Below are 18,574 nucleotides of genomic sequence, written 5' to 3'. Positions count from 1 at the left end.
GAAGGACAAAATTGGAGAAAATTATGGCTACTAATACTACTGAAGTAAAAGCGATCGCTCGTTTTATCCGCATCTCGGCCTACAAGGTGCGTCGGGTACTCGATCAAATCCGTGGGCGATCTTACCGAGAAGCGTTAATCATCCTGGAATTCATGCCCTATCGCGCCACTGAACCCATATTGAAGGTTCTCAGAAGCGCTGCTGCCAATGCCGAACACAACGCTGGGCTAGATCGGACTCAACTAGTGATTACTCAGGCTTATGCCGATCAAGGACCACCGTTGAAGCGCTTCCAACCAAGAGCGCAAGGTCGAGCTTACCAAATTCGCAAGCCGACGTGTCATATTACCGTAGCTGTTGCAGCTGCTCCAGAAAAATAAGCACGTTTACCCAATAAATTGCGTAAAGTAAGAAATTTTAGAGGAAGCATTTGTGGGACAAAAGATTCATCCAGTTGGTTTTCGCCTGGGTATTACACATGAACATCAATCCCGTTGGTTTGCTGTTCCCGATCGCTATCCAGAACTTCTACAAGAAGATTACAAACTCCGTCAATATATAGAACAAAAGCTGGGTAGACAGGCTCAAAACAACGCCGGAATTTCCGAAGTGCGGATTGAGCGCAAAGCCGACCAAATCGACTTAGAAGTACGCACAGCTAGACCTGGGGTAGTAGTGGGACGTGGTGGACAAGGTATCGAATCCTTACGTACCGGACTCCAAGGACTGTTGGGTAGTAACCGTCAAATTCGGATTAACGTAGTTGAAGTTCAACGAGTTGATGCTGATGCCTACCTAATTGCTGAATACATTGCTCAACAATTGGAACGTCGGGTTTCCTTTCGGCGGGTAGTGCGGCAATCGATTCAACGCGCCCAACGCGCTGGTGTCCAAGGTATTAAAATCCAAGTTAGCGGTCGCCTCAACGGTGCGGAAATTGCCCGGACAGAGTGGACTCGTGAAGGTAGAGTACCTTTACATACCTTACGGGCTGACATTGACTACTCTTATTGCACGGCAAAAACTGTTTACGGCATTTTGGGTATCAAAGTATGGGTGTTCAAGGGAGAAATTATTCCTGGACAGGAACCAGATCCACTACCACCAGCAAGCCGCGATCGCGAACGTGACCCACGCGATCGCGAACGTGAACCCCGCCGCCGTCAACAACAACGTCGTCGCCAGCAATTTGAAGACCGCTCAAATGAAGGATAAATCGTCATTAGTCATTAGTCATTAGTCATTAGTAAATGGCAGATGACAAATGACATAGACGGCCTTTGGCGGCTTCCCGTAGGGTAGGACAAATGACAAATGACAAGTAACAAACCATGTTAAGCCCTAGAAGAACTAAATTCCGCAAACAACAGCGCGGACGGATGGAAGGACTAGCCAGCCGTGGTAGTAGCCTCAACTTCGGTGATTTTGCACTCCAAGCTCAAGAACCTGCTTGGATTACCTCGCGTCAAATCGAGGCTTCCCGTCGGGCAATGACTCGTTATATTCGTCGGGGTGGACAAATCTGGATTCGGATTTTCCCTGATAAACCAGTAACCATGCGTCCTGCTGAAACCCGGATGGGTTCCGGTAAAGGTAATCCAGAGTTTTGGGTAGCTGTAGTCAAGCCAGGACGAATTTTGTTTGAAATTGGTGGAGTTTCTGAAGAAATAGCCCGTGAAGCGATGCGTTTGGCTTCATTTAAACTGCCCATCAAAACTAAATTTATTGTGCGCTCTCAACCACAGGAGCAGGAGTAGCTTATGCCTCTTCCCAAGATTTCAGAAGCTAGAGAATTAAGCGACGAGAAGCTCTCTGATGAAATTGTCGCGATCAAAAGACAACTATTTCAGTTGCGCTTGCAAAAAGCCACCAGACAACTAGAAAAACCCCATCAGTTTCGACAATTGCGCCACCGCCTAGCCCAACTGCTGACGCTAGAAACAGAACGCAAACGGGCAGCAAGTCAATCGGCTAAAGAAGCAAAGTAGGAGATTATGGCAGTTAAAGAACGAGTTGGCTTGGTAGTGAGCGATAAAATGCAAAAAACTGTGGTAGTCGCCATAGAAAACCGCGCTCCTCACCCCAAGTACGGCAAGATTGTGGTTAACACCCAACGATATAAAGTTCACGACGAAGAAAATCAGTGTAAAGTAGGCGATCGCGTTCGCATTCAGGAAACTAGACCCCTGAGTAAAACCAAGCGCTGGAAAATCACAGAAGTCCTGAACGTCAAGCCTACTTAAACCTCATCGTTGTTAGTTTCTAACAACATTACAAGGGAGAATAATTGTGATTCAACCTCAGACTTACCTGAATGTCGCAGATAATAGCGGTGCCCGCAAACTAATGTGTATCCGCATCTTAGGCGGAGGCAACCGTCGTTATGGTTTCATCGGCGATAAAATTATCGCAGTTGTCAAAGATGCTACACCCAACATGGCTGTTAAAAAGTCTGATGTTGTGGAAGCAGTAATTGTTCGGACTCGGAAAGCTGTAAATCGTGACAGCGGCATGAGTATTCGCTTTGATGATAACGCTGCTGTAATCATCAACAAAGACGGTAATCCCAGAGGCACACGGGTTTTTGGCCCAGTTGCACGGGAACTGCGCGATAAAAACTTCACCAAAATTGTTTCTCTGGCTCCGGAGGTGCTTTAATGGCAACCAAACAGGGTACGCCCAAAGTATTCCACAAAATGCACGTCAAAACTGGCGACACTGTACAAGTGATTGCTGGCAAAGACAAAGGAAAAGTTGGCGAAATTACTCAGGCACTTCCCCAACTGAGTAAAGTCATCGTCAAAGGTGTCAACATTAAAACCAAGCACGTTAAACCCCAGCAGGAAGGGGAATCAGGGCGAATTATTACCCAAGAATTCCCAATTCATAGCTCCAACGTAATGCTTTATTCCACCAAGCAAAACGTTGCCAGTCGTGTTGGTTACACCTTTACCTCAGAAGGCAAAAAGGTGAGAAAACTCAAGAAAACTGGCGAAATTCTCGATAAATAGTTAGAAGTTAGGAATTAAGAGTTAGGAATTAAATTTAACTCATAACTCATAACTCATAACTTATAACTCATAACTTTGTTCCCTGACCAAGCCCAGGGATATCAGGACAAAAAACTATGGCGACAACAAGACTCAAAACCTTATATCAAGAGACAATCGTTCCCAAACTGATTAATCAGTTTCAATATACCAACGTTCATCAAGTACCGAAGTTGGTAAAGGTGACGATTAACCGGGGTTTGGGTGAAGCAGCTCAAAATGCGAAGTCTCTAGAGGCATCCATTAACGAAATTGCCCTGGTAACAGGTCAAAAACCAGTGGTGACACGGGCGAAAAAGGCGATCGCTGGCTTTAAGATTCGTCAAGGGATGCCTGTGGGGATCATGGTTACTCTCAGAGCCGAACGGATGTATGCCTTTTTCGATCGGTTAGTTAGCCTGTCACTACCTAGAATTCGAGATTTTCGCGGCGTTAGCCCTAAAAGCTTTGACGGACGCGGTAACTACACTTTGGGTGTGAGAGAACAGCTAATTTTTCCAGAAGTCGAATACGACAGCATCGATCAAGTGCGTGGGATGGATATTTCCATCATCACCACAGCAACAAACGACGAAGAAGGACGCGCCTTACTTAAAGAATTAGGAATGCCTTTTCGCGATCAATAAGTTCATCTATAGAGGGAACGATGGCGGCTAACGACACAATTGCAGATATGCTGACGCGCATCCGCAATGCCAACCTGGCGCGGCATCAAACTACACAAGTGCCAGCGACAAAATTGACCCGAAGCATTGCCAAAGTGCTACGGGAGGAAGGCTTTATTGCTGAAATCGAAGAAGCAGAAGAAGGGGTAAAACGCAATCTGGTGATTTCCCTGAAATACAAGGGAAAAAACCGTCAGCCTCTGATCACCGCCTTAAAGCGAGTGAGTAAGCCTGGCTTGCGTGTTTATTCAAATCGAAAAGAATTACCAAGGGTACTAGGCGGCATTGGCATTGCCATTATTTCTACATCCAGTGGCATTATGACTGACCGCGAAGCGCGGCGTCAGAACTTGGGTGGCGAAGTACTTTGTTACGTTTGGTAGTCATTGGTCATTAGTCATTGGTCATTAGTCATTTGTTATTAGTGAAAGACAAAGGACAAAGGACAAAGGACAAATAACAAAGGACAAAAAGTCATGTCACGTATTGGTAAACGTCCAATTACTATTCCCGCCAAAGTTCAAGTGGCGATCAATGGTACGAATATTGTGGTGAAAGGCCCGAAAGGAGAACTTTCTCGCACTCTCAGAGATAATGTCTCACTCTCTCAAGAGGGAGAAATATTACACGTAAATCGTCGGGATGAAACTCGGACATCGAAGCAATTGCACGGCTTGAGCCGCACTTTAGTTGCCAATATGGTCGAGGGAGTTTCCCAAGGTTTTCAGCGCCGCTTGGAAATCCAAGGTGTTGGTTACAGGGCACAAATTCAAGGGCGTAACCTAGTTTTAAATATGGGTTATAGCCATCAAGTGCAAATTGAACCACCAGATGGAATTCAGTTTGCAGTAGAAGGTACCACTAACGTCATTGTTAGCGGCTATGACAAAGAAATCGTAGGTAACACAGCCGCCAAAATTCGTGCCGTTCGTCCACCAGAACCTTACAAAGGTAAAGGCATCCGCTATGCCGGTGAAGTGGTCAGACGAAAAGCTGGTAAGACTGGTAAGGGTGGTAAGAAGTAGAAATGAAACTTACTCGTAGAGAATCAAAAAACCGTCGTCATCGACGCGTTCGCGGCAAAGTTGTTGGCTCCCCAGAACGTCCGCGTTTAGCGGTATTTCGTTCTAATGAGCATATTTATGCCCAAGTAATTGATGATACTCAGCATCAAACTATCGTGGCCGCATCGACTGTAGAACCAGAGTTGAAATCTAGTTTAGCGTCATGTGCAAACCGTGACGCATCGGTACAAGTTGGGAAGTTGATCGCAGTGCGATCACTAGAAAAAGGCATTACCAAAGTAGTCTTTGATCGCGGTGGTAACTTATATCATGGTCGTGTCAAAGCACTCGCTGATGCGGCACGCGAAGCTGGTTTAGATTTCTAAAGTCATTGGTCATTAGTCATTAGTTATTGGACAAATGACAAAGGACAAATGACAAATGACAACTGACAAATGACGTTCACCAGAGCATGAATTATGGCAACAGAGCGTAAAAGTAGAACAAAGCGTGCCAAAAAAGAAGAAACCACTTGGCAAGAGCGGGTGATCCAAATCCGCCGCGTAAGTAAAGTGGTCAAAGGTGGTAAAAAACTCAGCTTCCGAGCGATCGTTGTCGTTGGTAACGAACGCGGTCAGGTTGGAGTTGGAGTAGGCAAAGCTTCAGATGTAATAGGTGCTGTTAAAAAAGGCGTAGCCGACGGCAAAAAACACCTCATTGATATCCCAATCACCAAATCCAACTCCATCCCCCATCCTATTGATGGTGTCGGTGGTGGTGCAAAAGTGCTTATGCGTCCAGCCGCACCTGGTACTGGGGTAATTGCTGGTGGTGCTGTGCGAACTGTGTTGGAATTAGCCGGAGTTCGTAACGTCCTAGCCAAACAACTAGGCTCCAACAATCCGCTCAATAATGCTAGAGCCGCAGTTAATGCCTTATCTACACTGCGTACCCTTTCTGAAGTAGCCGAAGATCGCGGTATTCCTATTCAAAATCTCTACATCTAATTTAGTCATTAGTCATTGGTCATGAGTCATTAGTGAATAACAAAGGACAAATGACAAATGACAAACGACAAATGACAAACGACAAATGAGAACTTGATAACTTATGAGACTCCATGATGTTAAGCCGCAAAAAGGCTCAAAGAAACGCAAGCGCCGTGTAGCCAGAGGTATTTCTGCTGGTCAAGGCGCTAGTGCTGGTCTAGGTATGCGGGGTCAAAAATCTCGTTCTGGTAGTGGTACCCGCCCAGGTTTTGAAGGTGGTCAACAGCCATTGTACCGCCGCTTACCTAAGCTGAAGGGCTTTCCGATTATTAATCAGAGGATTTACACTACGATTAATGTAGAGAAGCTAGCCTCCCTTCCCGCGAATACGGAAGTAACTTTGACCTCATTGAAAGCCGCAGGTATCCTGACTGCTGTCAAAGGGCCACTGAAAGTTTTAGGTAACGGGGAATTGAGCATCCCGCTCAAAGTACAAGCGGCAGCTTTCACAGGTTCAGCTCGTAGCAAAATTGAGGCAGCTGGTGGTAGTTGTGAAGTCTTATGAGTGAGCCGGAACAGCGCACTTAAATGCAAGCCAACTCGCTGCCAGTGCTTGGTTCACTATAAAGGTAGCACTCTATGATCAGTCGAGATAAAGCCCCAACGGCTCAAGAAACTTTTATGCAGATGGCACAGGCAGCTGGCCTAAGAGGTAGGCTGCTTGTGACCGTCGGTATTTTAATTTTGGTTCGCCTGGGTATTTTCTTACCCGTACCAGGGATTGATAGACCGAGATTTGCCGAAGCCATATCGGGCAGTAATTCCATATTCGGCTTATTGGATATATTTTCCGGGCGAGGACTTTCGACTTTGGGAGTCTTTGCTTTAGGAATTTTGCCCTTCATTAATGCGTCTATTATCATCCAATTGCTCACTGCGGCAATTCCATCTTTAGAAAATTTACAAAAAAATGAAGGGGAAGCCGGTCGGCGAAAAATATCGCAAATTACCCGCTATGTCACTGTAGTTTGGGCAATTCTTCAAAGTACAGCTTTTTCGGCATTATTCCTTCAGCAATTCGCCATCAAGCCAGGGCCCATATTTGTCGCTGAAACTGCGATCGCTTTGACTGCTGGTTCTATGTTCGTCATGTGGGCATCAGAACTAATTACAGAACGGGGCATTGGTAATGGTGCATCCTTGTTGATTTTTGTCAACATTGTTGCGTCATTACCAAAAGCTTTAGGCGATACCATCGATTTGGTACAAGTAGGTGGTCGGGAAACAGTAGGTCGGGTGATCGTGCTGATCTTAGTTTTCCTAGCAACAATTGTTGGTATTGTGATTGTGCAAGAAGGAATGCGCCGCATCCCAATTATTTCAGCTCGTCGCCAAGTAGGTCGGAGAGTTTTAGCAGAGCAGCGCAGCTATCTGCCCCTGCGGCTAAATCAAGGCGGCGTAATGCCAATTATTTTTGCTGCTGCCATCCTCAGTTTGCCACTACTGATCGCCAATTTTACTAAAAATGCCGATTTGGCGAATATAGTTAACACTTATTTGAGTCCAAGTGGTTCTAGCTCCTGGGTCTATGCCTTGGTGTACATGGTTTCCATCATTTTCTTCAGCTACTTTTATTCTTCGTTGATTCTCAACCCAGTAGATGTGGCGCAGAACTTGAAGAAAATGGGTTCTAGTATTCCCGGAATTCGTCCCGGTAAGGCAACTAGCGAGTATATAGAACGTGTGTCCAACCGACTCACTTTTTTAGGTGCGATCTTTTTGGGCTTCGTTGCGATTATCCCCACAGCCGTGGAAAGTGCTTTGAATGTGAAAACTTTCCAGGGGATAGGTGCAACCTCTTTGTTAATTTTAGTTGGTGTGGCAATTGAGACAGCCAAACAAGTCCAAACTTATGTCATCTCTCAGCGCTATGAAGGAATGGTGAAATAATAGTGACGCGATTAATCTTCTTGGGGCCACCTGGAGCGGGTAAAGGAACACAAGCTCAAACTTTGGCTCAACACTTGAGTATTCCCCATATCTCTACGGGTGAAATATTAAGGCAAGCCATGACAGAGCAGACTCCTTTAGGAATCAAAGCTCAAAGCTATGTTGATAGCGGCGAGTTAGTACCCGACCAGCTAGTGGAAGACTTGGTACAGGAGCGCCTCGATCAGCCAGATGCCAAAAATGGTTGGATTCTTGATGGATTCCCCCGGAAAGTGACCCAAGCAGCTTTTCTGGAGAAGTTACTGGAAGCAATACATCAAGGTGGCGAAAGGGTAGTCAATTTAGATGCACCAGATGAAATTGTCATCGCACGTTTGCTAGCTAGAGGACGAAAAGATGATACCGAAGAAGTGATTCGTCGTCGTTTAGAAGTTTACCGTGCTGAAACTGCACCTTTAATTGATTATTACGGCGATCGCAAAAAACTCCTAACAGTCAATGGCAATCAGTCCCAAGAAGATGTCACTGATGAACTACAAAAGGTAATCGCTTCCTGAACAAGAAAGGGGGAGGGCATGAGGAAGACAAGGAAGCATGAGAGGAGCTACAGTCATTCTTTCCCAATGCCCCATGCCCACTTGCCCTGAGCGTATCGCTAAAGCGAAAGCTCCGCTAACGCAACGCGTAGCGTCTCGTAGAGAAGTCGTTCGCGTAGCGTCTCGCAGAGAAGGGATGCCCCATACCAAAAAAAAGATCAATTTTAGCTAAGATATATTAATAAACTGTTGATATATTTCTTAAAATGTGTTTCTTTGCAGAGGAAGCGCTGCAACTGAACACGAAATTGTTGAGTTGAGGAAAAAACAAATTGTCTAAGCAAGATTTGATTGAAATGGAAGGCACGGTTACAGAGTCCTTGCCCAATGCGATGTTTCGCGTTGACTTGGACAATGGCTTTAACGTGCTAGCACACATTTCCGGCAAGATTCGCCGAAATTATATCAAGATTTTGCCCGGCGATCGCGTCAAGGTGGAGTTAACTCCTTACGACTTGACCAAAGGCAGAATCACCTATCGACTACGCAAGAAGTAAGTATATGTAGAGAATTTTACCATAAAACCATTTTTTTGGCTGTTTATTAGTCATTTAACTGGATTAATTTCCCTATAAATGCTATAATCTTATATTTGGAGTCAAAAATAAAAGGCATGAAAGTTAGAGCCTCAGTCAAGAAAATTTGTGAAAAATGTAACGTGATCAAACGTCGTGGTCGCGTTATGGTGATTTGCGTGAATCCCAAGCACAAACAACGTCAAGGATAACGCTCTTACCAACAGAGCTAGTTGCAGGACGCATATCATCATTAAAACGAAAAGACGCGATTAATCACGTTTTTCCAACCAACAGTAATTGCGACAACAATAGGGAGAGTTCATTGTGGCACGTATTGCCGGAGTAGACCTTCCACGCGATAAGCGCGTCGAGATCGGTCTAACTTACATCTACGGAATTGGATTATCACGCGCTCAAGAAATTATAGCGACAACTGGTGTGAACCCAGATACTCGCGTTAAGGACTTAAGTGATGCCGATGTAACAGCCCTACGAGGGGAAATAGAAACCAACTATCAAGTTGAAGGCGACTTGCGGCGCTTGGAGTCTTTGAACATCAAGCGCTTAGTTGACATTGGTACCTACAGAGGTCGTCGTCATCGCATGGGCTTACCAGTCAGAGGCCAAAGAACTCGCACCAATGCTAGAACCCGTCGAGGCAGAAGGCAGACAGTGGCTGGGAAGAAGAAGGCTCCAGGGAAATAATTTTGCAACGCTTGTTAATCCGAGCAAGTTTTACCTTAAATCAACTAAACAAGTATGGCGAGACAACCAACTAAAAAAACCGGGAGCAAGAAGCAGAAACGGAATGTACCCAGTGGAATGGCCTACATCCAGTCTACTTTCAACAATAGCATTGTCACCATTACCGATCAAAATGGAGATGTCATCTCCTGGGCCAGTGCTGGTTCTAGCGGTTTTAAGGGAGCAAAAAAGGGAACTCCCTTTGCAGCACAAACCGCAGCTGAAAGTGCAGCCCGTCGAGCTATCGATCAAGGAATGCGCCAAATTGAAGTAATGGTCAGTGGCCCAGGAGCAGGTAGAGAAACCGCTATCCGAGCGCTCCAAGGAGCAGGACTGGAAATTACACTGATTCGGGATATTACCCCGATTCCTCACAATGGTTGTCGTCCACCCAAGCGCCGTCGAGTTTAAATACCAAAGCTTGGACAGTGAGGACGAAAAGTTAAAGCCAGCAATGACCGCTTGAGCGTCTAACGTTCAAACTGTCATTGAGTGAAAGGTTGGGCGACCAAAAGCGTGTCAGATTTTCCCGCCGGGAAAGCTGTTAAACTTCGGGCTACCCAAAATATTATTAGCGCCTGCAAGCTGAATAGGAGTGTCAAACTATACCGTAATTTTATACTAGTAGTTTGATAGACCTAATAATCTACAGGACATAAATTCAATTCTGGAGGCAATTGATTTGTCTGCTAGCAGCACCTTAGAAAAAGGGAGGCTCATCCGTGGCGCAGTTTCAAATTGAATGTGTAGAGTCGAATACCGAAGAAAGTCGGAACCATTACAGTAAATTTGTATTGGAACCTCTAGAACGCGGTCAAGGAACAACTGTTGGCAACGCACTGCGGCGGGTTTTACTGTCTAATCTAGAAGGTACAGCAGTTACAGCAGTGCGGATTGCGGGCGTTTCACATGAATTCGCTACAGTTCCGGGCGTGCGGGAAGATGTGCTGGAAATCCTCATGAGAATGAAGGAAGTTATCCTGAAAAACTATTCTTCGCAGCCTCAGATTGGTAGATTACTTGTTAGCGGCCCAGCAACAATCACTGCGGCACATTTTGATTTACCCAGTGAAGTAGAAGTCATCGATCAGACTCAGTATGTAGCCACCATCGCTGAGGGTGGAAAGCTGGAAATGGAATTTCGGATCGAGAAGGGCAAAGGCTATCGCACCGTAGAGCGAGGACGTGAGGAAGCCACATCGTTGGATTTTCTCCAAATCGACTCGATATTTATGCCGGTGCGGAAAGTCAACTACAGTGTTGAAGAATCTCGTGGGGAAGGCTTGATTCCAAAAGACCGACTACTGTTGGAAGTTTGGACAAATGGTAGTATTTCCCCTCAAGAAGCACTATCTTCTGCCGCTGCGATCTTGGTAGATTTATTCAACCCGTTGAAAGACATCTCCCTAGAACCAACAGACACAGGTTCCGATATTCCAGACGACCCAACTGCCCAGATACCCATCGAAGAGTTGCAACTTTCTGTTCGGGCATATAACTGTCTCAAACGGGCACAAGTTAACTCTGTGGCAGATTTGTTGGATTATACCCAAGAAGACCTCTTAGAAATTAAGAACTTTGGGCAGAAGTCAGCAGAAGAGGTCGTGGAAGCTTTGCAGCGACGCTTGGGCATCACCCTGCCAATGGAAAGAGGCTCTAAACACCCTTAAGAAAAACCGTTCATAATTCATAGTGCATAATTATGCGTCACCGTTGTCGCGTCAAAAAACTCAGTAAACCAGCCGATCAACGCCGTGCTTTACTGCGATCGCTCGCCACCGAGCTGATCCGTCATGGTAAAATCACCACCACTTTGATTAGAGCGAAAGTTCTCCGAAGTGAAGTGGAAAAAATGATTACCCTTGCTAAAAATGGCTCCTTGGCAGCACGTCGGGAAGCTCTTGGCTATATCTTCGACAAACAACTGGTTCACGCTCTATTTGAGCAAGCTCCAACTCGATATGGCGATCGCCAGGGCGGTTATACCCGCATTCTGCATACCGTACCGCGTCGAGGCGATAATGCAAAAATGGCAATAATTGAATTGGTTTAAGTCATTTAGTCATTGGTTATTAGTCATTAGTCATTCCTCATTGGTCATTAGTGAATAACAAAGGACAACTGACAAAGGACAAATGACGAAGGACAAATGACAAAGGACAAAATCTGTATGTTAGAAAGCCACCAGCCGACACAAACTCATCGAGTAGCCTTGGTAATCCAATACCTAGGCACTCATTTTCATGGCTGGCAAAGGCAAAAACAACACCGGACAGTCCAAGAAGAGATCGAAATTGCGATCGCTACTATTCTTGGGTATCATGTAACACTACATGGTGCTGGGCGAACCGATTCTGGAGTTCATGCAGCTGCTCAAGTAGCCCATTTTGAAGCAACAGGTTTAATTCCGCCTCACAAGTGGGCAACAATCCTAAATAGCTATCTGCCGCCAGATATATTAATCAGGGCTTCAGCTAGTGTAGATAACCGTTGGCACGCCCGCTTTAGTGCAGCCTATCGACGGTATCGCTACACAATATATACTGAAGATCGGCTTAACTTGTTTGTAAGACCCTTCAGTTGGCATTATTATTATGCACCCCTGGATGAATCTTTAATCCAAGCTGCCCTAAAACCTCTCTTGGGAAAGCATCACTTAGCTGCTTTTCACCGTGCAGGCTCAAAGCGATCGCATTCCTGGGTAGAGGTGCAAGCAGCAGAGTGTCGTCGCAGTGGGCCATTTATCCATATTGAAATACAGGCAGATGGATTTTTGTATGGCATGGTACGGCTGTTGGTAGGGATGCTGGTAGAAGTAGGTTCTGGACAACGAACACTTTCTAACTTCACCGAACTCTGGAAAGAAGAACGCCGAGAAGAAGTGAAATATGCCGCACCGCCCCAAGGCTTGTGCTTGTTGCGAGTCGGCTATCCCGATTTTCCCTTTCCAAAAGAGATTTGGTACGACACCTTGCCAAAGTTCGTCACTAGTCAAGAGTCATTAGTCATTGGTTAGTACAGACGCGATTAATCGCGTCTGTACAATGGTCATTAGTGAATAACAAAGGACAACTGACAAATGACAAAGGACAAATGACTAATGACAAATTTAAAATGACAAAGGACAAATGACAAATGACAACAGTTAAAACATACCTTCCTTCTCAAGCAACCCTTGAGCGTGAGTGGTACATAGTAGATGCCACCGATAAACGCCTCGGTCGGCTTGCTAGTGAAATCGCTCAGGTATTGAGAGGCAAAAAGAAACCCGAATATACACCTCATCTAGATACAGGTGACTTCGTAATCGTCATCAATGCCGAGAAAGTAGCAGTTACAGGCAAGAAGCGCACTCAAAAGCTTTACCGCCGCCATTCTGGTCGTCCTGGTGGGATGAAAACCGAAACTTTCGCTAAACTGCAAGACCGCATACCAGAGCGAATTTTAGAACAAGCTGTTAAAGGTATGCTACCTAAAAATAGCCTGGGTAAGCAGTTGTTCACCAAGCTAAAAGTCTACGCTGGGCCTACGCATCCCCATGATGCTCAAAAACCTAAAGAACTAAAAGTTAGTACAATTCCTGGAGAAGAAAATTAATGGTAGTAGCAGATGCTAATAGCGGTCGCGCCGTATACTGGGGTACTGGCCGTCGTAAGAACGCAGTAGCACGGGTACGCTTGGTTCCAGGCACCGGTCAACTGATTGTGAACGGTAAAGATGGAACCTTGTATTTCCAATTCAACCCTAACTACCTGGGAGTGATTAAAGCACCCCTGGAAACTCTGGGACTAGAAAACGAATATGACATTTTGGTGAAAGCAGAAGGCGGCGGCTTGACCGGACAGGCTGATTCTGTTCGTTTGGGAGTTGCTCGTGCTTTATGCCAACTTGACCCAGACAACCGCCCACCTTTGAAAACCGAAGGTTATTTGACTCGCGATCCCAGAGCAAAAGAGCGTAAGAAATATGGTTTACATAAAGCTCGGAAAGCACCTCAATACTCTAAGCGTTAGGGAATTGGGCATGGGGCATTGGGCATGGGGCATTTACCTCATCTCTGCCACACCCCTCTCCCTAGCTTCAATTGAAACCTGAAAGTTATAATTGATATAGATTCATCACAAAAGGAACAATGGCTAAAGCTGATATTCACCCCAAGTGGTATCCAGATGCTAAAGTTTACTGCAACGGTCAAGTTGTTATGACCATTGGCTCTACCAAGCCAGAATTGCATGTAGATGTTTGGTCTGGAAATCACCCATTTTACACCGGCACTCAGAAGATTATTGACACTGAGGGTCGAGTAGAGCGCTTCCTCCGCAAGTACGGTATGAGCAGCACTCAAGCATCTGGCGACGATCAAAACAAAAAGTAGCGGGTTGGCTCTGCTGTTAACGACGGCCCTGCATCAGCTGGGTCGATTTTCATTTATATGCTCGAGCCAATTTGTTATTTTTTTAAGGAGCGATCGCAATCGTCATGGCTGAATCATACTTACTGGACAAACTAAAATCCGTTGAACAAACTTTTAATGAATTAACACGTCGTCTTGGCGACCCCGATACTGCTAGCAATCCTGACGAGTATCAAGAAATTGCTAAGTCTCGTTCTTCTTTGGAAGAGGTAGTTAATACTTATGAAATTTGGAAAACAGCCCAAGAAGACTTGATCGGAGCGCGTCAGGTTTACAAAGAATCTGCAAGTGACCCAGAGTTGCAAGAAATGGCATCACTGGAAGTAAAAGAACTTGAAGAAAAAATAGAACATTTAGAGTCTCGCTTGAAAGTCTTGCTGTTACCACGCGACCCCAATGATGAAAAGAATATCATGTTGGAAATTCGCGCTGGTACTGGTGGCGATGAAGCAAGTATTTGGGCTGGCGATTTGATGCAGATGTACACCCGCTATGCTCAGACTCAAGGTTGGAAAGTTTCTCTAGTGAGCGAATCTCGTGGAGAAATGGGTGGCTGGAAAGAGGTCATTTTAGAAATTAAAGGTAATGACGTTTACAGCCAGCTAAAGTTTGAAGCTGGAGTGCATCGTGTGCAGCGCGTGCCGGCAACTGAATCTGGGGGACGGGTTCATACTTCCACGGCTACCGTAGCGATTATGCCAGAGGTAGATGATGTGGAAATTCACATTGACCCGAAAGATATTGAAATGACTACAGCTCGTTCTGGCGGTGCTGGTGGACAAAACGTCAACAAGGTGGAAACAGCCGTTGACTTGATGCACAAACCAACGGGAATACGCATTTTCTGTACAGAAGAACGCAGCCAGTTGCAAAACAAAGAACGGGCGATGCAAATTCTGCGGGCGAAGTTGTATGAAATCAAGTTAAGCGAACAACAAGAAGCTGTAACTTCCATGCGGCGATCGCAGGTTGGTACTGGATCGCGATCGGAAAAAATTCGCACCTATAATTATAAAGATAACCGGGCTACCGATCATCGGTTAGGTCAGAATTATTCCCTTACTCCTGTTTTGGATGGTGATTTAGAGACACTTATCCAGTCTTGTATATCTCTAGACCAACAAGAACGTCTCGCAGAGTTAGCGACTTCTGCCGCTAACTAATTTTTGCTGTTAAATAGCCTGCAAAACCACTTGTTGTACTGTTGCTTGTAACACACACAGGTGGTTTTCTAATATCGCGTGAAGTGCATCTTCCATTACACTAGGATAACGGTAATAGGCAAATTCGTACTTCATAACGTAATTTAGCCTTGCCCATTGCTTCAGAGTTTGACAGGTATAAATTAGCTTTTCTGCTTCCTCTTGCCAACGTACAAAAATCCGGTAGCTAAAAAAGCTGCTGCATATATTGCCTTTTACATCCCAGTAGGAAATACACACCTGATGCTTCAGACGGTGGATTTTTTTGATTTGCTTAACATCGTAACCTTTGGCTTTCAGAGCTTCTTTTACCTCAGCGTTTGAAAGTTGCCACTGTTCTGGTTTAATTTTATTAGTGGCTATAAGATTTCGACCCTTGCGGCGATATTGATTAGTCTTGCGTGGCTTGCCAAACATGATGCACCCTTTATATTGTCGGCATTACTACCGATAACGTGATTGAAATTTTTATATCGATATTGCAAGTTTCATTGCGGTCTTACAATAATCATTTTAAATTATCATTAACAATGAAGCTTGTCAAGCTAAAAGTAAAGTTTTAGATTTTCCTCACTAAACTTGTAAATACAGTTGGCTAGCTATATAAATAGTGAACATCGAAAGCAGAGAAAAACTGATTGAAATCATCAAGCTAGCTCGTGGTTCAATGAGCCAGCGAGCTTTTGGCAAGCTTTTGGGAGTTTCTGCTACTGCTGTTCAGTTGTGGGAAAAGGGTGTGAATGTGCCAGATACTGAATATTTAGCAAAAATCGCAGCGAGAGCGGGTTACACACTCCAGGAGTTACTTAGCTGTCTGGATGGTAAGCCAATTGCAGAAACTTCAGATTTAAGTCTGATTCTGAGACAAATCCAGCACATGCCTCTGGCGCAAGTGGCTCAAATTGTGCAAGCGGCGGCAGATAGATTGGCGGCTGTGGCTGAAGCGTCTGGGGATGAAGCAAAAGCAAGTTGAATAATTCGTAATTCGTAGTGACGCTTGCTGTCAAAATTCAATATGGACAAACGTTTTTTGTACGATCAAGACTTCTATGGCTGGACACAGCAGCAGGCTAAAGCGTTAGAGCAGAGGCTAGTTATGGAACTAGACTGGCAACACCTGCAAGAGGAAATTCAAGCTTTGGGGAGACAGGAGTATCGGGAACTCGTGAGCCGTCTGAGTGTATTACTCGGTCATCTTTTGAAGTGGGAGTATCAACCCGAACAACGCTCTCGCAGTTGGTTTTTAACAATTCGAGAACAGCGTCGCGCCATTCATAGGCATCTGCGGCAGAACCCTAGCTTAAAGTCTCGAATCGAAGAAGCCTTGTTAGATGGCTTTGAAGCAGGAGTCGATTTGGCGCTACGAGAAACTAACTTACCATTACGAACTTTTCCAGAACATTGCCCGTATTTATTTGATGATGCGATCGCAGACAATTTTCTGTGCAATACTCGTCAAGACTGGGAAGTATAATTCCTGCAATTTTCCTTGCGATCATTTGCTATTTGGAGACACATTATATTTGTCAATAAGTAATAGAAACTAGCTTTTCAAAATCTTGTAAATCACAGCTTTGCTGTTTTTCAACATCTTGAACATATATATTGTAGTACAGCTTGTTTTCTTGAAATTTGAAGAAAGATCCTACTATGGGTAACTGCTCACCTTTAAGCCTGAAAACTATTCTGTTAAGTTTATATTTTCCATATTTATTAACAAGATAAACAAAACTATCAAAACTTCCATTTACAGCTTTTTCAAATTCTAGTAGATTTTTATCTAATTTATTAGAACTTTGGAAGATTAAAGGTGTTATATCTTCAAGATTATTGAGAGTATTACTCATAAAGACTCCATCTTTTTTGATATAAGCAATAATTTGGTGATAATTGTATAAAATACCAATTTCTGAACAAGATTGTTTTAGGTATCTTTCAATCTGCTTTTCATGATTCCGTAAGTTTTCTTCTTCTCGTTTGACTTCCACAATCATTAGAGGAGGAGAATATGGTTTAAAATATCCATTTTCTGCAGTTTTATATAATTCTATATCATGATTATCAGATTCCACCCTTATATCAATTTTATTTGGGAATAGTCCACTTTGATTTACTAAAAAGTAGAGAAACAATTGCCTAATTTTTTCTTCTGGTCGTCCATCAAGAACAATTTCCCTCCTTCTAATCAAACACTTTGTATATTCTGCATAGTCTATCTTATATATATTTAGTTTTCCGGATATTTCTTCACTTAAGCTAGTCATAGATAGTCAGGTTGGTTTATAAACTGGTTATAGGGATGCAATAATATTGCATCCCTTAGTATTTACCATGCGATTTTAAATTGCTATCTGTCTATTTTTCTCCGAAAAAGCTTAATATTTTAGTAACTAATTCTGCCCAATACTCACCTGCTTTAATCTCTAAAAATGTATTGAGGCTTTGCTCACTTTCAAGTTCGTTCTTCAATGTCCTACATACATTCTTTGTATAGTTTTCACCTGGAAGCTGTACCTTGCCTTTCTCTTTAATTAAAGCCGTCCAGAATTCAGAATCTGCGCTTTGAGGTGATAATTTTCTTATAGCTTCATATTGAACTTTGACACCTACTTCACTTATAAAATTGTCATAAAATGAGTTAATTTGTATGACTAATTCAGGAATAAATGTTTTTAAAGATTCATTTGCAGAGGTAAGCTCATTAAGGATACTTTCTAATTCCTGTTTAGCTTCTTTGGTAAACTTTTTCAACATTTCATTTTCATTTCTTCCTTCAGCAAAAACCCTCATATCGTAAAATATGTCTATATTTCTTGGCTCGTAGTAACCGAAGTTTTTATGGATAGCGTGTTTAGTGTTCCATGCCTTATAAAGGGTACGATAATATTCAACATATTTAGCAATAAAGCCTGTATCTTCATCTTTATAAACAAAGCTAGGTACTCTTTTACTCAAAAGTCGTAAATCTTTTATCTTCTGAATAGCATTTTCAATCGCCTTGATTTCTGATCCTGTCAAAGCATCACCATTTTTTATTCTCGTAAAGCTTTCTCGGATATTTTTTATTTCATCTAATAAAATATTTTGCCTACGTTCTACTACAGCGGCTACAGCTTTGATAAAATCATCTTTATCTGCCTGTACATCTTCTTTACTGTAAATATCAGTATTGAGCTTGACTATATCATCACGGTAGTACCTCAAAGCATCATAGAATAAAATATTTTCTGGGAAAAATTCTAAATTTGAATTCCTGAATGTAGAGTGAACCTCTTTTTTTCTGATTTGAATTCCTATATCATAATCTCCGTCGCATTCATTCACTTTTTCAGGTTCATTTTTTTTAGGTAATACCAAAGTTATAAATCTATGATGAAAATCTTTAGATTTATACCAATTTAATATGAAGCTGCATAGAAAAGAGCTTCTAGGATAAAGTTAT

At 43.6% G+C, this 18,574-nt stretch carries 31 protein-coding genes; 28 read left to right on the top strand and 3 right to left on the bottom strand.

Annotated elements, in window-relative coordinates; all coding sequences use genetic code 11:
• The first annotated feature begins 23 nt into the window (after positions 1-23).
• From rplV to prfA, 26 genes are all read left to right on the top strand, one after another.
• A complete protein-coding gene (rplV, locus tag RMY27_RS19345) occupies positions 24-380 on the top strand; it encodes a 50S ribosomal protein L22 (protein ID WP_069070777.1) in 357 nt (118 codons plus the stop codon).
• A gap of 52 nt (positions 381-432) precedes the next feature.
• Positions 433-1,215, top strand: a complete 783-nt coding sequence (gene rpsC / locus RMY27_RS19340; RefSeq protein ID WP_322665917.1) for a 30S ribosomal protein S3 — start codon at positions 433-435, stop codon at positions 1,213-1,215.
• Between the two features lie 116 nt (positions 1,216-1,331).
• Entirely contained in the window at positions 1,332-1,757 is a 426-nt protein-coding gene (gene rplP / locus RMY27_RS19335) for a 50S ribosomal protein L16 (protein WP_322665915.1), read from the top strand.
• Between the two features lie 3 nt (positions 1,758-1,760).
• Complete coding sequence (gene rpmC, locus RMY27_RS19330) at positions 1,761-1,988, top strand: 50S ribosomal protein L29 (RefSeq protein ID WP_289799262.1); 228 nt, start codon at positions 1,761-1,763, stop codon at positions 1,986-1,988.
• Positions 1,989-1,994: 6 nt separating this feature from the next.
• Positions 1,995-2,243 (top strand): 30S ribosomal protein S17, encoded by a 249-nt coding sequence (gene rpsQ, locus RMY27_RS19325; protein WP_094349093.1) that lies wholly within the window; start codon positions 1,995-1,997, stop codon positions 2,241-2,243.
• Positions 2,244-2,289: 46 nt separating this feature from the next.
• Positions 2,290-2,658, top strand: coding sequence for a 50S ribosomal protein L14 (gene rplN / locus RMY27_RS19320; protein WP_099101129.1), 369 nt, complete (start codon positions 2,290-2,292; stop codon positions 2,656-2,658).
• Positions 2,658-3,011 carry a 50S ribosomal protein L24 gene (rplX, locus tag RMY27_RS19315; protein ID WP_069070771.1) on the top strand — a complete coding sequence of 118 codons (354 nt, stop codon included), beginning with the start codon at positions 2,658-2,660 and terminating at the stop codon, positions 3,009-3,011. The genes rplN and rplX overlap by 1 nt, the downstream gene beginning before the upstream one ends.
• A 116-nt stretch (positions 3,012-3,127) precedes the next feature.
• A complete protein-coding gene (rplE, locus tag RMY27_RS19310) occupies positions 3,128-3,676 on the top strand; it encodes a 50S ribosomal protein L5 (protein ID WP_322665913.1) in 549 nt (182 codons plus the stop codon).
• A gap of 20 nt (positions 3,677-3,696) precedes the next feature.
• Positions 3,697-4,098, top strand: a complete 402-nt coding sequence (gene rpsH / locus RMY27_RS19305) for a 30S ribosomal protein S8 (protein ID WP_094349096.1) — start codon at positions 3,697-3,699, stop codon at positions 4,096-4,098.
• 93 nt (positions 4,099-4,191) lie between these two features.
• Complete coding sequence (rplF, locus tag RMY27_RS19300; RefSeq protein WP_322665911.1) at positions 4,192-4,740, top strand: 50S ribosomal protein L6; 549 nt, start codon at positions 4,192-4,194, stop codon at positions 4,738-4,740.
• Between the two features lie 2 nt (positions 4,741-4,742).
• Positions 4,743-5,105 (top strand): 50S ribosomal protein L18, encoded by a 363-nt coding sequence (gene rplR, locus RMY27_RS19295; protein WP_322665909.1) that lies wholly within the window; start codon positions 4,743-4,745, stop codon positions 5,103-5,105.
• 93 nt (positions 5,106-5,198) lie between these two features.
• Positions 5,199-5,726, top strand: coding sequence for a 30S ribosomal protein S5 (gene rpsE / locus RMY27_RS19290; RefSeq protein WP_322665907.1), 528 nt, complete (start codon positions 5,199-5,201; stop codon positions 5,724-5,726).
• A 103-nt stretch (positions 5,727-5,829) separates the two neighbouring features.
• Positions 5,830-6,273 (top strand): 50S ribosomal protein L15, encoded by a 444-nt coding sequence (rplO, locus tag RMY27_RS19285; protein WP_289799263.1) that lies wholly within the window; start codon positions 5,830-5,832, stop codon positions 6,271-6,273.
• 74 nt (positions 6,274-6,347) lie between these two features.
• Positions 6,348-7,658 (top strand): preprotein translocase subunit SecY, encoded by a 1,311-nt coding sequence (gene secY / locus RMY27_RS19280; RefSeq protein WP_322665905.1) that lies wholly within the window; start codon positions 6,348-6,350, stop codon positions 7,656-7,658.
• A 2-nt stretch (positions 7,659-7,660) separates the two neighbouring features.
• Entirely contained in the window at positions 7,661-8,215 is a 555-nt protein-coding gene (locus RMY27_RS19275; RefSeq protein ID WP_322665903.1) for an adenylate kinase, read from the top strand.
• Positions 8,216-8,526: 311 nt separating this feature from the next.
• Complete coding sequence (gene infA / locus RMY27_RS19270; RefSeq protein WP_006276978.1) at positions 8,527-8,751, top strand: translation initiation factor IF-1; 225 nt, start codon at positions 8,527-8,529, stop codon at positions 8,749-8,751.
• A 116-nt stretch (positions 8,752-8,867) separates the two neighbouring features.
• The gene (gene rpmJ, locus RMY27_RS19265; protein WP_015129703.1) at positions 8,868-8,981 is read left to right on the top strand and encodes a 50S ribosomal protein L36; all 114 of its coding nucleotides are present in this window, start codon (positions 8,868-8,870) and stop codon (positions 8,979-8,981) included.
• 115 nt (positions 8,982-9,096) lie between these two features.
• Complete coding sequence (rpsM, locus tag RMY27_RS19260) at positions 9,097-9,477, top strand: 30S ribosomal protein S13 (RefSeq protein ID WP_099101135.1); 381 nt, start codon at positions 9,097-9,099, stop codon at positions 9,475-9,477.
• A gap of 54 nt (positions 9,478-9,531) precedes the next feature.
• A complete protein-coding gene (gene rpsK, locus RMY27_RS19255; protein WP_069070761.1) occupies positions 9,532-9,927 on the top strand; it encodes a 30S ribosomal protein S11 in 396 nt (131 codons plus the stop codon).
• A 311-nt stretch (positions 9,928-10,238) separates the two neighbouring features.
• On the top strand, positions 10,239-11,186 hold the full coding sequence (locus tag RMY27_RS19250; RefSeq protein WP_094349104.1) for a DNA-directed RNA polymerase subunit alpha: 948 nt from the start codon (positions 10,239-10,241) through the stop codon (positions 11,184-11,186).
• 32 nt (positions 11,187-11,218) lie between these two features.
• Complete coding sequence (gene rplQ, locus RMY27_RS19245; protein ID WP_100901254.1) at positions 11,219-11,569, top strand: 50S ribosomal protein L17; 351 nt, start codon at positions 11,219-11,221, stop codon at positions 11,567-11,569.
• A gap of 117 nt (positions 11,570-11,686) precedes the next feature.
• Positions 11,687-12,532 (top strand): tRNA pseudouridine(38-40) synthase TruA, encoded by an 846-nt coding sequence (gene truA / locus RMY27_RS19240; protein WP_322666009.1) that lies wholly within the window; start codon positions 11,687-11,689, stop codon positions 12,530-12,532.
• A gap of 119 nt (positions 12,533-12,651) precedes the next feature.
• A complete protein-coding gene (gene rplM, locus RMY27_RS19235; RefSeq protein ID WP_012410699.1) occupies positions 12,652-13,113 on the top strand; it encodes a 50S ribosomal protein L13 in 462 nt (153 codons plus the stop codon).
• A complete protein-coding gene (gene rpsI / locus RMY27_RS19230) occupies positions 13,113-13,529 on the top strand; it encodes a 30S ribosomal protein S9 (RefSeq protein WP_104906415.1) in 417 nt (138 codons plus the stop codon). The genes rplM and rpsI overlap by 1 nt, the downstream gene beginning before the upstream one ends.
• A gap of 119 nt (positions 13,530-13,648) precedes the next feature.
• On the top strand, positions 13,649-13,891 hold the full coding sequence (rpmE, locus tag RMY27_RS19225; protein WP_229483376.1) for a 50S ribosomal protein L31: 243 nt from the start codon (positions 13,649-13,651) through the stop codon (positions 13,889-13,891).
• Positions 13,892-13,995: 104 nt separating this feature from the next.
• Positions 13,996-15,093, top strand: coding sequence for a peptide chain release factor 1 (gene prfA, locus RMY27_RS19220; protein WP_322665900.1), 1,098 nt, complete (start codon positions 13,996-13,998; stop codon positions 15,091-15,093).
• A 9-nt stretch (positions 15,094-15,102) separates the two neighbouring features.
• Here prfA and RMY27_RS19215 read toward each other — a convergent pair whose 3' ends face one another.
• Entirely contained in the window at positions 15,103-15,549 is a 447-nt protein-coding gene (locus RMY27_RS19215; protein WP_322665899.1) for a hypothetical protein, read from the bottom strand.
• 193 nt (positions 15,550-15,742) lie between these two features.
• On the opposite strand from RMY27_RS19215, the gene RMY27_RS19210 reads away from it, so the two are divergent.
• Entirely contained in the window at positions 15,743-16,105 is a 363-nt protein-coding gene (locus RMY27_RS19210; protein ID WP_118167594.1) for a helix-turn-helix domain-containing protein, read from the top strand.
• A gap of 42 nt (positions 16,106-16,147) precedes the next feature.
• Positions 16,148-16,606 (top strand): DUF29 domain-containing protein, encoded by a 459-nt coding sequence (locus RMY27_RS19205; RefSeq protein ID WP_322665897.1) that lies wholly within the window; start codon positions 16,148-16,150, stop codon positions 16,604-16,606.
• Positions 16,607-16,658: 52 nt separating this feature from the next.
• Here the strand turns inward: RMY27_RS19205 and RMY27_RS19200 are convergent, their stop codons facing one another.
• Complete coding sequence (locus RMY27_RS19200) at positions 16,659-17,396, bottom strand: type I restriction enzyme HsdR N-terminal domain-containing protein (RefSeq protein ID WP_322665895.1); 738 nt, start codon at positions 17,394-17,396, stop codon at positions 16,659-16,661.
• 91 nt (positions 17,397-17,487) lie between these two features.
• The gene (locus RMY27_RS19195) at positions 17,488-18,489 is read right to left on the bottom strand and encodes a hypothetical protein (RefSeq protein ID WP_322665894.1); all 1,002 of its coding nucleotides are present in this window, start codon (positions 18,487-18,489) and stop codon (positions 17,488-17,490) included.
• Positions 18,490-18,574: the final 85 nt, after the last annotated feature.

This window comes from Nostoc sp. DedQUE09 (genome assembly GCF_034530915.1).
Classification (GTDB): Bacteria; Cyanobacteriota; Cyanobacteriia; order Cyanobacteriales; family Nostocaceae; genus Nostoc.
This window is presented reverse-complemented; position numbering and strand designations above follow the sequence as displayed.

Coding starts and splice junctions, on each gene's coding strand:
- rplF (WP_322665911.1), top strand. CDS start 4,192: ATGTCACGTATTGGTAAACGTCCAATTACTATTCCCGCCAAAGTTCAA.
- rpsI (WP_104906415.1), top strand. CDS start 13,113: ATGGTAGTAGCAGATGCTAATAGCGGTCGCGCCGTATACTGGGGTACT.
- rplR (WP_322665909.1), top strand. CDS start 4,743: ATGAAACTTACTCGTAGAGAATCAAAAAACCGTCGTCATCGACGCGTT.
- rplM (WP_012410699.1), top strand. CDS start 12,652: ATGACAACAGTTAAAACATACCTTCCTTCTCAAGCAACCCTTGAGCGT.
- prfA (WP_322665900.1), top strand. CDS start 13,996: ATGGCTGAATCATACTTACTGGACAAACTAAAATCCGTTGAACAAACT.
- rplV (WP_069070777.1), top strand. CDS start 24: ATGGCTACTAATACTACTGAAGTAAAAGCGATCGCTCGTTTTATCCGC.
- RMY27_RS19205 (WP_322665897.1), top strand. CDS start 16,148: ATGGACAAACGTTTTTTGTACGATCAAGACTTCTATGGCTGGACACAG.
- RMY27_RS19215 (WP_322665899.1), bottom strand. CDS start 15,549: ATGTTTGGCAAGCCACGCAAGACTAATCAATATCGCCGCAAGGGTCGA.
- rpmE (WP_229483376.1), top strand. CDS start 13,649: ATGGCTAAAGCTGATATTCACCCCAAGTGGTATCCAGATGCTAAAGTT.
- rplE (WP_322665913.1), top strand. CDS start 3,128: ATGGCGACAACAAGACTCAAAACCTTATATCAAGAGACAATCGTTCCC.
- rpsK (WP_069070761.1), top strand. CDS start 9,532: ATGGCGAGACAACCAACTAAAAAAACCGGGAGCAAGAAGCAGAAACGG.
- rpsQ (WP_094349093.1), top strand. CDS start 1,995: ATGGCAGTTAAAGAACGAGTTGGCTTGGTAGTGAGCGATAAAATGCAA.
- rpsH (WP_094349096.1), top strand. CDS start 3,697: ATGGCGGCTAACGACACAATTGCAGATATGCTGACGCGCATCCGCAAT.
- rplP (WP_322665915.1), top strand. CDS start 1,332: ATGTTAAGCCCTAGAAGAACTAAATTCCGCAAACAACAGCGCGGACGG.
- secY (WP_322665905.1), top strand. CDS start 6,348: ATGATCAGTCGAGATAAAGCCCCAACGGCTCAAGAAACTTTTATGCAG.
- rpsE (WP_322665907.1), top strand. CDS start 5,199: ATGGCAACAGAGCGTAAAAGTAGAACAAAGCGTGCCAAAAAAGAAGAA.
- truA (WP_322666009.1), top strand. CDS start 11,687: ATGTTAGAAAGCCACCAGCCGACACAAACTCATCGAGTAGCCTTGGTA.
- RMY27_RS19200 (WP_322665895.1), bottom strand. CDS start 17,396: ATGACTAGCTTAAGTGAAGAAATATCCGGAAAACTAAATATATATAAG.
- rplO (WP_289799263.1), top strand. CDS start 5,830: ATGAGACTCCATGATGTTAAGCCGCAAAAAGGCTCAAAGAAACGCAAG.
- rplX (WP_069070771.1), top strand. CDS start 2,658: ATGGCAACCAAACAGGGTACGCCCAAAGTATTCCACAAAATGCACGTC.
- rpmJ (WP_015129703.1), top strand. CDS start 8,868: ATGAAAGTTAGAGCCTCAGTCAAGAAAATTTGTGAAAAATGTAACGTG.
- rpmC (WP_289799262.1), top strand. CDS start 1,761: ATGCCTCTTCCCAAGATTTCAGAAGCTAGAGAATTAAGCGACGAGAAG.
- rplQ (WP_100901254.1), top strand. CDS start 11,219: ATGCGTCACCGTTGTCGCGTCAAAAAACTCAGTAAACCAGCCGATCAA.